Raw genomic sequence first — 14,975 nt, 5'->3', positions numbered from 1 at the left:
TCTCATGACGGCAGCGGATATTCTAATGGTAATCGCAGTGTTTTGTATCTGGTCCCTGTTGCTTGTGAACGTTCTCCTTATCATGGCAGGGTATTGGTATTATGTCGCTTGCGAGCATGAGCCGGAGCCGGTCATACGTGGCGAGTATCCGTTCGTGAGCATTATGGTTCCCGCCCATAACGAAGCGAAGGTGATCGTGCCAACTGTACAAGCGTTGCTGCGACTGGAATATCCGCATGACCGCTACGAGATCATCGTCATTAACGACAACTCCTCCGACAATAGCGAAGAGAAGCTTGCAGAGCTTCAGTCTGCCAATGCGGACCGACGCTTGATCATCCTGAATACGGATAACGTGACCGGGGGGAAGGGGAAGTCGAATGCGTTGAACATCGGCTTGCAGCATAGCCGCGGCGAGATCATAGCGATCTACGATGCGGATAATACGCCCGAACGAAAAGCGCTTCTCTATTTGGTTGCCGAGCTTATATCTGATAACAAGCTCGGAGCCGTCATCGGCAAATTTCGGACGAGAAACCACGATGTCAGTCTGCTGACGCGATTTATCAATATCGAGACATTATCCTTTCAGTGGATGGCGCAAGCAGGCAGATGGAAGCTGTTTAAGCTTTGTACGATACCGGGCACCAACTTCATCGTGCGGAGGTCGATTCTGGAGGAGATCGGCGGGTGGGATACCAAGGCGCTCGCGGAGGATACCGAGATCAGCTTCCGGATCTATCGGATGGGGTATCGGATTAAGTTTCAGCCGAGGTCAGTTACATGGGAACAAGAACCGCAGACGCTCCCGGTATGGTTCAAGCAACGATCAAGATGGGCGAAGGGCAATATCTATGTCATCGTCAAAAATATTCCGCTGCTCTTCCGTCGCGAGGGCAGAGCGATCCGGTTCGATCTTCTATATTTTATGTCCATTTACTTCCTGCTTTTGACTTCTCTTCTCATGTCCGATGCCATCCTCATTCTGCACGCGCTCGGTCTCGTCTACACAACCATTTCCGGCTTCAGCACACTCTTATGGGTGCTCGCGATTGTGTTGTTTATCGTGGGTACCTTTGTCACGCTGACCACGGAGAAAGGCGAGATGAGCTTGTCCAATCTAGGGATCGTCGCATTGATGTACGTGACGTATTGCCAGCTCTGGATGGTAGTAGCGCTCTACGGTTTGTATATTTTCATAAGAGATTTGGTATTGAGGCGTGAGCTGACGTGGTACAAGACGGAGCGGTATTAGGACATGTCTGAGGCACACTGAGATGAAGAAGGAAAGGAGTAACAATATGCGCAGAATACTCTGGTTGATCGGGATCATTAGTTTGCTTCAAGGAGTAGGGGTGACTGAATGCATGAGCCAAGGGGAAGCAGAGCCCTATCCGATTATTATAACCGGGGCTGATCAAGCCTTACAGGGGATGTGGCCGTCCTATCAAAGCTACATCAATATTCCTGAATATTGGACGGTGAATCAAACGTCGATCAAGCTGGACTACAAGGCTTCTCCGCTTGCCGCCAAGGAGAAATCCAGCGTGACGCTGCTGATGAACGGGACCCCGTTCTATTCGTTCCGCCCCGTCATGGAAGGGGAGCAGACTAGCTCATTGACGGTTCCCGTCCCTGGTCGCTTGTTGGCTGCTGGCTCTAATCAGTTGACCATTCAAGGAGCGCTTCGTACCAATGTTACTGCTGAGTCATCCTGTCTGCATGGTGAGGAGCGGGACAACTGGCTGCAAATTGCGAAAACTTCGGTCATCTTAATCGATTATGTTGAGAAACCACTGGGACAGGGCATTCGCGAATTCTATCGCCGATTCGCGGGGCAGGACGCCGCCGCGCTTGATCGGCGGGTCGTAGTCGTGCCTGACGATGCTTCGCCCAAGGAGCTGGAGACCGCAGCGCATGTCATCGCCGGGCTGGCAAGAGCCAGCGAAACAAAGGATGCGCCGATTCCGCTTGTTGCGTATTCGGACGAGTCATGGAAGAAAAGGAATTATGTAATCTTGGTGGCGCAGCGAGATCATCTACCAGTAGAGGTAGCAGCGGGTCTGGGAATGACAGAGGGAAGTGTCGATGCACGCGTCACAAGGGTAGATGCAGGAGGCACACATTTTCTCGTTGTCACCGCGGAAAAGCCTGATATGCTGCCAAAGGCCGGGAGGCTGCTGGCGAATGCCGACTTGGCCTTGCAGCTCGATGGTGACAGCAGGATCGTGACAGAGGAATTGGTCGTTGACATGCCGGCGGACTCCGTGAGCCGATCGATTATGCTTACGGAGCGCGGAGATCTCATTACAGGCTCGCGACATCAGACTCGTTCTTATTTCGTATCTTTGCCTGCGAATCGTTCGATAGCGGAGGCAAGCAAAATTACATTGGATTTTCGCTATTCGCGTAATCTCGATTTCAGCCGTTCCTTGGTCACACTGCTAGTCGATGGCAAGCCAATCGGCAGCAAGAGGTTGAATCCGGATTGGGCGGACAATGATACCTTGATGGTTCCGATTCCGCGGAATGCGAATATATCGGGCAACTTCGTTGTGACAACCGCATTTGATCTGGAGCTTGAAGGCGATTCATGCGTGTCTAACGGGCAGGAGATGCCTTGGGCGTTCGTCGGTGCGGATTCGGAATTGCAGCTTAATACGCTGGATCGCACGGAGCTTGTGCTCGATAACTATCCGTACCCCTTTCTTCGGGATGGCGTTTTTCATAAAATTGCAGTCGTCCTGCCGAAGGAGCAGAATCGTTATGTCTTGGGTTCGATATCGAATTTGTTTAGTCTGCTAGGTCAATATGCCGAGAGCAACACGGGAGAACTTCATTTCTTTGACGATCAGGATGATGAGCGAGCTTATCGCGATTCCAATATCATCGTGATCGGAAGCTCGGCGGATAACGAATTGGTTGGAGGAATCAATTCGGAGCTGTACTTCTCCTATGGAGAGGACGGTCGAACATTTCTTTCTAACGAAAAGAAGAGTATCGATCCCCGATATGGCGGCAGGCTCGGCATTATTCAATTGCTGGAATCTCCCTTGGCGGCTGGCAACGGCATGCTGGCAGTGACGGGATCTACAGACGAATACGCTTATCTGGCTTCTAAGTTAATGGCTTCAGAGGCTGAACGTTGGAAGCTGGCAGGAGATGCGGTCTTGACGGATGCTGACGGAATTATCCAATCGTATCGCTTCAAGCTGGCTGAGAAAGAGGGGGTTTCTCGAACGATTGGAGATGTTGTGGATCGAGAGGATGTGCTGCAATTTCTGACGGCTGCCGCGCTGGTGCTCGTTCTTGTGCTTCTGTCTTTGCTGATGATCGTCCGCAAATATCGGAGGAAGCGGGGTGGCGATCGTGAAACGTAAGGGGGGCGGCTTAATTGCCGATACAGGCTTCATCGCGTTTCTGATTCTCTGCTTCATTGGCATCATGTTTGTGTCAAGCGAGCCCGATCGGTATTTGCTAAATATTCTAATGCTGAACACCGCTTTTATGATCGGCATATTGACGTATTTCATCAATGTGACAACAGGTTTAGTGCTGAACATTGTGTTTATATTTGCTTATGGCACGTTGATGTTGTATCAGACCCTAGCGATCGGCGATACGATTGCAACAGAGTCGTACTTCTGGCTGCTGATGGCGCCGCTCTACACGGCTGCGATTTGGATGATGACCAGCGGCATGAAGCAATTGCACATAGATGCGGAGGCGCTTAAGGAAGCCAATGATAGATTAGCTACAATGGATCGTAATACGAATTTGCGTAACATTCTTTCGTTCCAGAAGGATGCCACTGTCTACATGGCATTGTCTACAAGATACGGAATCCCGCTGACGCTGCTCGTTATGCAGGTGAGGTATTGGCATGATGTCAGACGGATTATTGCGGACGACGGTATCGCCGATGCATTGTTCCGTCTCTCGGAGCTCAGCGAGAGCAGCATTCGCAGCAACGATTCGTTGTATATCCTCGACAAGGAGAATGCAACGTGGGGGATGCTGCTATTTACCGATATCGAGGGGTCGAGGATCGTCGCGAACCGTCTCAATACGAATATGGAGCGGTTCAATGAGCGGGATGGTGAGGGCGGCTTCCCGGTGGAATTCCAGCTTCGAATCGGCGAATATCAATATGATCCGGAGACGGTTTCGTCGCCGCTTGATTTCATCGACAAAGCGAGAAAGCAGCTGGAATATGATGTATAATACGAAACCCCGTGTTGCTGCAAGCTGCGCCTGAGAGGCTGCATGCATCCATCACGGGGTTTATTGTTGTAAAGTCCGAAGGCAGGTCAGCTGCATTCATTCAATCATTTATTCGTTCGTCATATATTCGCCTCGGATCAGCATTCGCTCGGGGCTGGCATCCGGATTACGTAATCGCCATAACAGCTGATCAACGGCTCTCAGGCCTAGCCGTTTTTCCTCGACGTTAATCGTGACGGATGAGACGTTTCGGCGCATGTTATCAAAGCCGGTGAACATCATGTCTTTGGTAGAGTGACCAAGCTCCTGCAGCGTTTCTTTGGTCACGCCAGCATAATAATCATTGGCGCAGACCAGCACTTCCGGAAGAGGTCTTGCAGCGAAAGCTGCAGCAATCGTTTCTTTATAACTTTCGTAATCGATACGAAGCAGCTCGGGAATTTGCACATGAGCAATATCCGCATTCATTAGCGAGACGCTAAAGCCGACCCAGCGCTCGTAGAAGCTGTATGCCTCTTCGATATTACCGATAAACTGGTAACGCCGGTACCCTCTGCCGAGCATGTCCGACATCACATCGTTGATCCCTGCCAAGTTGTCGGAGAAGATCGTATCACAGGGGAAGCTGGGATCCAAATGATCCACCATCACGACTGGTATGCCGAGGCGGCCAGCTTCATGCAGGATGGGGGACGAAATATTGCCGACGGTAATCATGCCCATGAGGGCCTGCGGATTAAGCAAGGAAAACATGGAATCAATATCCGGTTTCGTGAGCGATACGATATTGATGCCCTTAGCGTTTAGGCCTTCAGTGATGCCTTCGAACAGCGGTCCCCAGTACGCCGATTCTTGATTCTGAGCCCTGACGTCGGGGAATAGAACAAGCACGCTACCGCTCCATTGTTCATGCTCTTCATCAATCATAACTGAATTTCTGCTGTACGACTCGCTCGCTGCACGGACGGAGACCGGTTCCTTGCGATAACCAAGCTCTGCCGCCTTGTGCAGGATGATCGCTTTCGATTCGGCGCTGACACCTGATTTGCCGGCTAACGCCCGTGATACTGCATATTTGGATAACCCTACGCTGTCGGCGATTGTTTGTATGGTGACTTTACTTCGCATAAGTCTTCTCCTCTTTTGTTAGGATCAGAAGATATGCGCTAAGTGTAGCATCGATAGACGGAATTCCGCAACCATTCGCCATTCTGGGGATGTGTGGAGGGGAGGATATCATCCTAACAAAACATAACAAAAATGTTGTTTGACCATAAAGTTAGGCTCTGTTATCATTTGTTATGAAATTGATAGCTTTGAAATTCGATTGAGGTTGAGTATAGAAGAGACAACAACTGAGGGAGAGATCAGAATGACTGTATCTAGAGCGATTATGAAAGAAGATCAGCCTGTAGCCAGCCTTTCACTTCAGAACTGGACGTTTAAGTCCAGCAAAGAACGGGATTGGCTGCCTGCCGTCGTTCCGGGCTGCGTGCACACGGATTTGCACCGTAACGGTGTCATTAAGGATCCGTTCTATGCGACGAACGAACATGACCTGCAATGGATCGATAAGCTGGATTGGGAATACGAAACGACCTTTGATATAAACGGCGAATGGCTGAACATGTCTATGCTGGAGCTTGTATTCGACGGGCTTGATACGTATGCGGACGTCACGCTTAACGGCAAAGCCATACTTTCAACAGACAACATGTTCCGGACGTGGCGGGCGGATATTAGGTCGCTCGTCAAGGAGCGTGACAATAAGCTCCATATTACATTCCGTTCTCCGGTGAACGAGGATCTGCCTAAGATTCAGACGCTTGGTTACAATCTGCCTGCATCAAACGATCAATCCGAGCTTGGCGGGCTTGGTGAAGACAAGGTCAGCGTATTCGCGCGAAAAGCACCGTATCATTACGGCTGGGATTGGGGTCCTCGTTTTGTGACGAGCGGGATCTGGCGTGAGGTGCGTATTCTGGGCTGGTCCGATGTTCGGATGAGTGATGTATTTGTTCGTCAGGATGTGGTAACAAACGATCTGGCCAAGCTGGCAGTAGGCGTAGAGATAGAAAGCGAAGCGGACGGCGAAGGTACGGTCACGGTAACCGATGGCACTTCGACATGGTCTGTCCAAACGTTTCTCAAACAAGGGGTTACGATTATCGAGGTGCCTGTCGAGATCGAGAATCCAAAGCTGTGGTGGAGCAGAGGACTTGGAGAAGCGCACTTGTATACGTTCCAAGCGGCATACACGGCAGCGGGGGGACTTACGCCAATGGCGATGAAGTCCGTTCGAACGGGATTACGTTCGGTTCGTCTCGTACGCGACAAGGATGAGCTGGGGGCGAGCTTCTACTTTGAGCTGAATGGTGTTCCTGTATTCGCCAAAGGCGCCAACCATATCCCGAATGACAGCTTTATTACGGAAGTGACAGAGGAGAGATACCGTCACGAGATCGTCTCCGCGGTCGAAGCCAACATGAATATGCTTCGCATTTGGGGCGGCGGCATCTACGAGCAGCCTGCGTTCTACGAGCTGTGCGACGAATACGGAATTATGGTATGGCAAGACTTTATGTTCGCATGCAGCATGTACCCATCGGATGAAAAGTTCCTTGAGAACGTCAGGCTGGAGGCAGAGGAGAACGTTAAGCGGCTTCGCAATCATCCATCCATTGTGCTATGGTGCGGCAATAACGAGATCGATACGGCTTGGTCGCAATACGACGAGACTGGCGGCTGGGGCTGGAAGAAAAATTATACGAGCGAGCAACGTGAAGTCATCTGGGCGGGCTATGAGGCAATCTTCCACCGCATCTTGCCAAAGATCGTGACTGAGCTTGCTCCCGGCATGGACTACTGGCCTTCTTCTCCGATGATCGACTTGACGGGGGATATTGGGCAGCATTCGCATCCGCTGACACAGGAAGGCGATATCCATTACTGGGGCGTATGGCATTCGGTGGAGCCGTTCGAGAATTACAATGTCAAAGTCGGACGTTTCATGAGCGAGTATGGCTTCCAGTCCTTCCCGGAGTATGACACAGTAAGAACGTTTGCCGAAGAAAGCGACATGGAGCTGGAATCAAAGGTCATGCTCGCGCATCAGAAAAACAATGCAGGCAATCGACTCATCAAAGAATATATGGACATCTATATGAGCAAGCCGAAGGATTTCCCTTCGTTCCTATACGTAAGTCAGGTCTTGCAAGGGGAAGCCATGAAGATGGCTATCGAAGCGCACCGGAGAAATATGCCCCGCTGCATGGGAACACTCTATTGGCAGATGAACGACTGTTGGCCGGTTGCGTCCTGGTCTGGCATTGACTACTATGGAAAATGGAAAGCGATGCATTACTTTGCGACTGCCAGCTTCGCGGATACGCTGGTATCGTTCGAACGTACGGAGCAAGGTGAGCTGCGAATCTTTGCGATTACGGACTCGCTGGCTCCTATCGAAGGAGAGCTAAGAATCTCGTTGCTTTCATTTGATGGTGAGATGCTGGCTGAGATCAAAGAACCGTTTGCAGCAAGAGGTAATCATTCGACTCTTGTGTATGCCGCGGATGAGGCTGAATGGTTGTCCGGTCGAGACGCGAATCGTGTTGTGCTGGTTGCGGAGCTTGTGCAAGGGGAGCAGGTTATGAGCAGAAGATCTCATTACTTCTCGTACACGAAGGAGCTCAAGCTGGCACGGACTGACGTGCGCGTAACGGAAGTCGAAGGAAGCGGCGGAACAAGGTTCATCGTAACGTCGGACTCGTTGGCGAAACAAGTATGGCTGCGTGCCGAAGAGGATGGACGATTCTCGGATAACTTCTTCGATGTACTGCCAGGCATGCCGGTGGAGGTGGAGTTCCGTCATCGCGCCGAAGGCCAGGTCGCAAGCAGCCCGGCATCTGCTGGACGAATTACGGCAAGCTCCATGATTGACTACTTGTCTGAAGCATAACTTGAATTGAAGCAATAACTAATGGCGGTGCCAAGGATGATCGGATGATCCCTGGCACCGCCATTTCCTTTGTCTTATGTCCTACACTCGATTCGCCAGCCGGTAAGCAGAAGGCGACATCCCTCGCTGCTTGGTGAACACTCGGCTCAAATAAAAGCCGTTCGCGAAACCGCAGCGCTGAGCGATGGCGTCAAGGGAGAAGCGGGTATGCGTCAGCAGATAACAAGCCTTCCAGAGGCGTAGGCGCAAAAGCTGTTCGGAAGGATTGGAGCCGTATGCGCGCTGATAGCGCCTCGATAGCTGCACGGGACTGAGTCCGAAGCGGTAAGCGAGCTCCTGGATCTGCAGAGGCTGGTCATAAGCAGCCTCGATATGGGCATGCACCTCTTGCATGAGCGGATCATCTTGCTGCATAACCGCTGTTCGGTCAAGCTCTTCCTGCTCCATGACATAGAGACGAATAATATCGTTCCAGAGATGGTTCTGGCGGTGAAGCGGCGTTTCTTCCTGATGCCATCCATGGGAACGAAGCCACTGCAAGGAGGAGAACAGACGGCTGCCGTCCTGGAATTTCCATTTGGCTTCAAGAGGGTAGCTCGAAGGCTCTAGCCGGGCGCCCGAGCCGTCAACCCAATCAAACACGAAGAAGTGGAATGTGATGGGCCCAGACGTTTGACGATGAAAGCTTGTATATGGCGGACAAACAAGGACCTCCCATTCTCCCGCCGTTCCTTCTTCTTCGCCAATCCGGTAGACGCAGCTGCCCTTCTCGATCGCGAAGGCAGCCCAGTGTGGCAGAAGGTCGACAGCTAGCTCGAAGGCTGGTTTATCGAGAAAATAATGGTACCTCGATAGCTTGGGCTCGTATGTCCATATGGCAGTGAAGTCCATGACACACCACCTCTCTAAAAATTGTGAAAGAAAGTATATGGAACAGGATAACACAGTGTATGGGATTCCGGTATCCGATTCGTTATGATGAAAGCGAATACAGTTTCATTTAATGAATGATAATGGAGGAACCAGATCATGAGAAGCTTGGAAGAACACTATGATGTAGTCGTGTGCGGAGGAGGACTTGCCGGTATATGCGCGGCTATCGCTTCCGCGAGGGGAGGGGCGCGAACATGTATTATCCAGGATCGCCCCGTATTCGGAGGCAACAGCTCCTCCGAGATCAGAGTGTTCCCGCAGGGCGCGGCGAACTTCCACGCATACGCGCGGGAGACGGGCATTATCTCGGAGCTGTTGATCGAGGAGAGAGCCGTCAATCACGAGCCTAACCGCGTGAACGGTCGTACCAACAGCGTTTGGGATTTGCTCCTTTACGATAAAATCATGGAAACGGAAGGACTGTCCTTCCATCTTAATACTTCGATTCATGCGGTGGAGAAGGGGCCAGACGGAGAGCTGCAGGTTATACGCGCACGCGTTGCGCATGCAGAAACCGAGCTTGCCTTGCATGCAAATCTGTTCATTGATTGTACAGGAGATGGCATTGTCGCCGCTTTGTCCGGCTGCGAGTGGAGAATGGGCTCCGAAGGACGAGATGAATTCGGTGAGCCGCATGCCCCGGAGTCTGCTTCGGGTGATGTGATGGGAAGCTCCATTCATTTTCGCGCCAAAAACATGGGCCGGCCAGTACCGTATCAAGCTCCGAAATGGGCCGTTCGTTATGACGATCCCGACTTTTTCTATAAAGGCGGCCGTTTGGCGGACGACCCCGAAGGAGGCTTCTGGTGGATCGAGCTGGGCGTGCCTTGGAATACGATCGAAGAGAATGAGACGATTCGCCATGAGCTTACGAGTCATGTGTTAGGGATATGGGATTTTATGAAAAACAAGGATCCCGAGATGAAGGAGAAGGCGGCTAATTACGCACTGGATTGGATCGGTGCAGTGCCGGGCAAGCGGGAGAGCCGTAGAATTATGGGGCAATACGTACTGACCGAGCTGGATTTGCTGAATCCAGCCCCGTTTGGGGATGAGATCGGATACGGAGGCTGGTACATCGATTTGCACAAAGCCGGCGGTTTGCTGGCCGAATACAGTGAACAGGCTGTGGCGGAGGGTGAAGGATCCAGTTATATGAGGAAAAGCTACGTGCCGCCGTTCGGTATTCCGCTGCGCTGCTTGCTTAGCAAGGATGTCCCCAATCTGCTTATGGCGGGAAGGAACATTAGCGTGACGCATGCGGCGCTTGGAAGCACGAGAGTAATGGGTACGACGGCGGTTCTGGGACAAGCGGCAGGGACGACGGCGGCTGTGCTGATAGCCCGAGGCGAGCAGTCGTCCAATGTTTCGGCGGAATCAGTCCGTGACATCAAGCAGATCCTGCTTAAGGAAGGCGCCTTCCTGCTGCATACGCGGAACGAAGACGAAGCTGATCTGGCACGACAAGCGACGGCGAAAGCGAGCGGTGATTTCGTTGTAACCGGTGCGGAGCCTTTCGTTGAAGCTGCTCATGCCGCTCCCATTGCCGATGAGCTTAGGCTTACGGAACGAAGAGCGCAATGGATAGCCGTACATTCGCCTGTTATCGACGAGCTGTCGCTCTATGTCGTAAACCGAGCAGAGGAAACACGTTATGTGGACGTTGCTCTTCGATCGACTGGTCATCTATGGGATTACCATTGTAGAGCTGATGATGTCCTCGCGCATGACCGGCTCGAAATTCCGGCTCGTTACAGCGGCTGGCTTACATGGCCGCTGCGTTTGACCTTTGAGGACGGCGCTAATAGGCGATACGTGCGACTCGAAGCGGGACCAAACGAAGATATCGCCTGGATCGAAGCGGAGAATGTGCTCCCCGGCATGACAGCCGCTTTCGATATGGGGGAAGGCATGCTGCGCCGATACGGCAACGGCTCGACGTTGTCCTTCCGAATTTCGCCTGCACAGCGTCCTTATCCGGCTTCGCTTGTATTGAGCGGAGTAACACGTCCTTACGATGATACGAATATGTGGCGCTCCCAGACTATTCAAGATGAAGCCGAGGGGGCCTGGATTGAGCTGGAATGGGCGCAGCCTGTTGCCATTCGGGAAGTGCAGCTTGTATTCCCGGGCCATCTGCTTAGGGATTATCGCTTCCAACCGCCGTTATCGCGCGACGGTGCGATCGGTAAGCAATACGACATTTATGCTTGTGAAGAGGGACAGTGGGTATGGGTCCACAGTGAGACGGATAATTATCAAGCTCGCCGCACCCATGTTCTACCTCGATCATATACCGCGGACAAATTGAGAATCGTGGTGCGCGAAACGAATGGCGACCCATGCGCAATGATGGGCGAAATTCGCGTGTACGCTTGATATCGGTGCATCTGTAAGCCAATTAGCCGCGTAGGGCTTTACGATTGGCGGGACCAATGCTAAAGTGAGATGAGTTTGCATGAGAGTAGTATTATGACAGCAGCATACATGATTGTTTCGCTCCAAGCGAGAAAGTGCTTTCCAGGAGAAGACTCGGGGGGATCATGATGGACAAGAGAAACATGCTTATCAAATTAGTAGGTGCTTTCGCATCGATCGTGCTGCTCTACACGGCTGTGGCTACAGGCGTATTTTTTCAGAAAACAAATGAAATCAGCGAATATCGGATGGCAAATACCCACCGCGAATTTCTTCTGCAGGCCCGTGACAAAATTGACACCCAAATTACGATTGCGCTCAATCTCACCCAGCAGCTCAAGCGTAGTACACGGATGAATCAGTTCGTCAGCGAGGATAATCGGGACTACTATAACGTTACGCTTATCCACCAGGAATTGAAGACGATGGTGGATTCATTCTCAAACTTCGGACTTATCTTTGGCGTTCAGCGTGTTTCTGACGATTTTGTTATTTCTTCGCGCAACACGTCGAGCGCTTCTGCTTATTATGATGAACTGAACTGGAGCGACTATCAACGCCATCAGGCAGCCGCCTATATGCAGGATGGAGAGTCGAAGGGAGCGCTTCTTCTTAACAGCTCAGGAGACTCAGGAGAAGCGGTCGATTATTTCTCCATCGTGAAGAAGGAAACGCTTTCGAGTGGCGAGGAGCTGGTGTTCTATATTTCCTTCCGGACAACCGCTATCGTGCCTTCGCTTAGCGAAACGGAGCAGCAAGGCTTTGCGATGAAATCAGGCGCACGAACCGTAACTCTGGCAGGGAATCCAGATGTGAAGGCGTTATTGCTTCACTCGGACGAGAAAAAAGCGGACACGCCACTCGGTTACGCGCGTTTCGATGAAGGCGAATATACGCTGCACGTCGTAGGCTCACAAGTGCTGCCAGCCGCTCAATATTTGTATGTCACTCAGAATAACGCAGCTAGCGCGCAGTTAACCGGGATGTTGAGAGATACGATTATTATTTTCGTTCTGTTATTGATTGGCGGAGCCGTCATGATCTGGTTTTTTGCCAAATTCGCTTATCGGCCCTACTCTAGAATGCTGCAAATTAATGAAGAGCTGAAAGAAATTACGCAGCAAGGCAAGCTCTCCATGAAACAGACCTTCCTGAAGGATGTGCTGTTCGGTCGGTTGACCAAGGGTCAAATCGAAGAAGGAAGCGAAATCGTCGGTCTTGGACAAAGCCGAATGCCAGCGGCTGTCGTGATCATCGAATGGAAGAACGACAAGGAATACACGGAGCAGATGTCGGCTGACGGTCTCCGCAAGGCGGCGCATCGATTGAGAGATTGGTTCGGCGAGGCGCTGGAAGGCGTAGAGCACGAGTTGCTCGAAATCAACGTGATGAGCTTCCCGATTATCATCTTCGGCGTAATGCCTGATGAGCTCGAAGCGCTTGTCTACAAGCTGACGGGCTCCATTCAGGCCGGACCGGAGATGGAATTAATCGCTGGCGTCGGCAAAGTCGTAGATGAAATGGCCGATCTTCACGTTTCCTATCAGGAAGCGTTGCAGCTGCTCGAATTCCGTTATGTGCAGGATTGGGAAAGCGTCATTACGAGGGAACAACTTGGCAGGCTGGTGGATGCCGATTATTATTATCCGATGGATGTGGAGCGCGAGCTGATTGCCAGTGTCGTCAGAGGCCGGCAGGAGCAAGCAACCGCGATCATTACAAAGATAATCGAAGAGAATATGGCAGGAAGGGACCTCTCTTATGAGGTCTTGTCACAATTTCTATTCTCGCTAACGGCGACGGCGAACCGGATCATGCAGCAGTTGAAGTGGAAGACGGAGGATGTATTCCACGAAGGTTATAATTTGTATACCGATCTGCTGGCGTTTCATTCCAAGGAGCAACTGGCTTCCAAAATCGCAGAAATATTCGAGAAGCTGTCCGGTTATCACAATCAGAACAAACGCTCCGGAGAACCGGTCATGGCCGACCAGCTCATGGATTACATCCATACGAACTACAGCAAGGATCTCAGCCTTCAGGATATTGCGGATGCCTTTCAGCTGTCGCCTGGTTATGTAGGAAGAATGTTCAAGGAGCGTACGGGCGAGAACTTCAAGGACTATCTCAATTTGTGCAGAGTACGTGCGGCCAAGCAGCTGCTCGACGATACGCCGAAGAAGATTGAGGAAATTGCGAAGCTAGTCGGCTGCAACAACGCGATTACTTTCACAAGAATGTTTAAAAAATATGAGGGCATATCGCCCTCTCAATACGGCAAGCGCAGCGGTTCCTGACAAAGGCTGTGTGCGGCTTCGTTCGGGCTTTCCCGAGCGGAGCTCTTTTTTTGTTAAAGGTACGATTTTGCTAAATGCAGCATTCGTAAGCCTCCGATTTGGTTTGCTAGAGCAGAAAACGACAATTTACCGCCTGTTGGACACATGCTAGTATGAGGTTGTCGAGCTCGACACTCGCAACAAAGCAACGACAACGAGGAGGCAGATTTGTCTCCACCATTCGGGAAGGAGTTGCCGCCATGTTAAAGCGGTTACATCAAGATCGTGTTTTATACATCATGCTCATACCGTTTTTGCTATGGTATGCGGTGTTCGTTTTCAAACCGATGTACGGGTTACAAATCGGCTTCAAGGATTTTTCGTTATTCAAGGGAATTGCGGATAGTTCGTGGGTCGGATGGGAGAACTTTCGTGTCTTCTTTGAAAGCCCTTACTTCCTGCGTGTGTTGAAAAATACCGTCATCCTAAGCTTCTACGGTCTTGTGTTTGCGTTTCCAGCTCCAATTATATTGGCGATATTGCTTAATGAACTTCGTATGTCGATATTCAGAAAAGCGACGCAAACGTTTTTGTACATGCCTTACTTCATTTCAGTTGTCATCGTGGCCGGGATCGTCACCAACTTCTTGTCTCCGGGAAGCGGCGTGGTCAATCTCGTTATTGAGAAGCTCGGTGGAGAAAGTATTTATTTCCTTACCGTACCGGAATACTTCCGTACGATCTTCGTTTTCTCGTTTGATATATGGAAGGAAGCGGGATACAATTCGATCATCTTTCTGGCAGCTCTAACGGCTATTAATCCGCAGCTTTATGAGGCGGCAGTCATGGACGGTGCCAATAAATTCAAGCAGATCATCCACATTACGCTACCAAGTATTTTACCGACCATCATGCTTCTTCTAATCGTGAAGATCGGCAGCATTATGGATGTCAGCTACGAAGCGATTATCTTATTGTACCAGCCGGTCACTTACGCGACAGCTGATGTCATCAGTACCTACGTTTATCGATCAGGATTACAGGAAGGACGTTATGATTTGGCTACGGCAATCGGGTTGTTCAACGCCGCTATCGCATTCGTCCTGGTTATGGTTACGAACAAGCTCAGCAAGAAGCTGACAAACAACGGATTATGGTAGGTGAGA

At 51.1% G+C, this 14,975-nt stretch carries 9 protein-coding genes; 7 read left to right on the top strand and 2 right to left on the bottom strand.

Going from position 1 to position 14,975, the window contains the following annotated elements; genetic code table 11:
* The first annotated feature begins 4 nt into the window (after window positions 1-4).
* From ACX1C1_RS00305 to ACX1C1_RS00295, 3 genes are read left to right on the top strand one after another with little or no spacing between them, the layout of a single operon-like run.
* A complete protein-coding gene (locus ACX1C1_RS00305) occupies window positions 5-1,255 on the top strand; it encodes a glycosyltransferase family 2 protein (RefSeq protein ID WP_458955209.1) in 1,251 nt (416 codons plus the stop codon).
* A gap of 46 nt (window positions 1,256-1,301) precedes the next feature.
* Window positions 1,302-3,380 (top strand): cellulose biosynthesis cyclic di-GMP-binding regulatory protein BcsB, encoded by a 2,079-nt coding sequence (locus ACX1C1_RS00300; RefSeq protein WP_458955208.1) that lies wholly within the window; start codon window positions 1,302-1,304, stop codon window positions 3,378-3,380.
* Window positions 3,361-4,224: a diguanylate cyclase domain-containing protein gene (locus ACX1C1_RS00295; RefSeq protein ID WP_458955207.1), complete on the top strand. Its 864-nt coding sequence runs from the start codon at window positions 3,361-3,363 to the stop codon at window positions 4,222-4,224. Before ACX1C1_RS00300 ends, ACX1C1_RS00295 begins: the two co-directional genes overlap by 20 nt.
* 108 nt (window positions 4,225-4,332) lie before the next feature.
* On the opposite strand, the gene ACX1C1_RS00290 is transcribed toward ACX1C1_RS00295, so the two are convergent.
* Window positions 4,333-5,352 (bottom strand): LacI family DNA-binding transcriptional regulator, encoded by a 1,020-nt coding sequence (locus tag ACX1C1_RS00290; RefSeq protein ID WP_458955206.1) that lies wholly within the window; start codon window positions 5,350-5,352, stop codon window positions 4,333-4,335.
* A 244-nt stretch (window positions 5,353-5,596) separates the two neighbouring features.
* Between ACX1C1_RS00290 and ACX1C1_RS00285 the strand changes: the two genes are divergently transcribed.
* Window positions 5,597-8,182 (top strand): beta-mannosidase, encoded by a 2,586-nt coding sequence (locus tag ACX1C1_RS00285; protein ID WP_458955205.1) that lies wholly within the window; start codon window positions 5,597-5,599, stop codon window positions 8,180-8,182.
* Window positions 8,183-8,263: 81 nt separating this feature from the next.
* On the opposite strand, the gene ACX1C1_RS00280 is transcribed toward ACX1C1_RS00285, so the two are convergent.
* Window positions 8,264-9,073, bottom strand: a complete 810-nt coding sequence (locus ACX1C1_RS00280) for a helix-turn-helix domain-containing protein (protein WP_458955204.1) — start codon at window positions 9,071-9,073, stop codon at window positions 8,264-8,266.
* A 138-nt stretch (window positions 9,074-9,211) separates the two neighbouring features.
* Here ACX1C1_RS00280 and ACX1C1_RS00275 point away from each other — a divergent pair, with 138 nt between their 5' ends.
* The 3 genes from ACX1C1_RS00275 (at window position 9,212) to ACX1C1_RS00265 (ending at window position 14,969) form a co-directional block, all read left to right on the top strand.
* Window positions 9,212-11,494: an FAD-dependent oxidoreductase gene (locus ACX1C1_RS00275; RefSeq protein WP_458955203.1), complete on the top strand. Its 2,283-nt coding sequence runs from the start codon at window positions 9,212-9,214 to the stop codon at window positions 11,492-11,494.
* Window positions 11,495-11,658: 164 nt separating this feature from the next.
* Complete coding sequence (locus tag ACX1C1_RS00270) at window positions 11,659-13,830, top strand: helix-turn-helix domain-containing protein (protein ID WP_458955202.1); 2,172 nt, start codon at window positions 11,659-11,661, stop codon at window positions 13,828-13,830.
* Between the two features lie 239 nt (window positions 13,831-14,069).
* Entirely contained in the window at window positions 14,070-14,969 is a 900-nt protein-coding gene (locus tag ACX1C1_RS00265) for an ABC transporter permease (protein WP_458955201.1), read from the top strand.
* The last annotated feature ends 6 nt before the right edge of the window (window positions 14,970-14,975 follow it).

It is taken from the genome of Paenibacillus sp. strain BS8-2, assembly GCF_054483835.1.
This window is presented reverse-complemented; position numbering and strand designations above follow the sequence as displayed.

Excerpts from the sequence above, each read along its gene's own strand:
- ACX1C1_RS00305 (WP_458955209.1), top strand. The coding sequence starts at position 5 with ATGACGGCAGCGGATATTCTAATGGTAATCGCAGTGTTTTGTATCTGG.
- ACX1C1_RS00300 (WP_458955208.1), top strand. The coding sequence starts at position 1,302 with ATGCGCAGAATACTCTGGTTGATCGGGATCATTAGTTTGCTTCAAGGA.
- ACX1C1_RS00290 (WP_458955206.1), bottom strand. The coding sequence starts at position 5,352 with ATGCGAAGTAAAGTCACCATACAAACAATCGCCGACAGCGTAGGGTTA.
- ACX1C1_RS00285 (WP_458955205.1), top strand. The coding sequence starts at position 5,597 with ATGACTGTATCTAGAGCGATTATGAAAGAAGATCAGCCTGTAGCCAGC.
- ACX1C1_RS00280 (WP_458955204.1), bottom strand. The coding sequence starts at position 9,073 with ATGGACTTCACTGCCATATGGACATACGAGCCCAAGCTATCGAGGTAC.
- ACX1C1_RS00275 (WP_458955203.1), top strand. The coding sequence starts at position 9,212 with ATGAGAAGCTTGGAAGAACACTATGATGTAGTCGTGTGCGGAGGAGGA.
- ACX1C1_RS00270 (WP_458955202.1), top strand. The coding sequence starts at position 11,659 with ATGATGGACAAGAGAAACATGCTTATCAAATTAGTAGGTGCTTTCGCA.
- ACX1C1_RS00265 (WP_458955201.1), top strand. The coding sequence starts at position 14,070 with ATGTTAAAGCGGTTACATCAAGATCGTGTTTTATACATCATGCTCATA.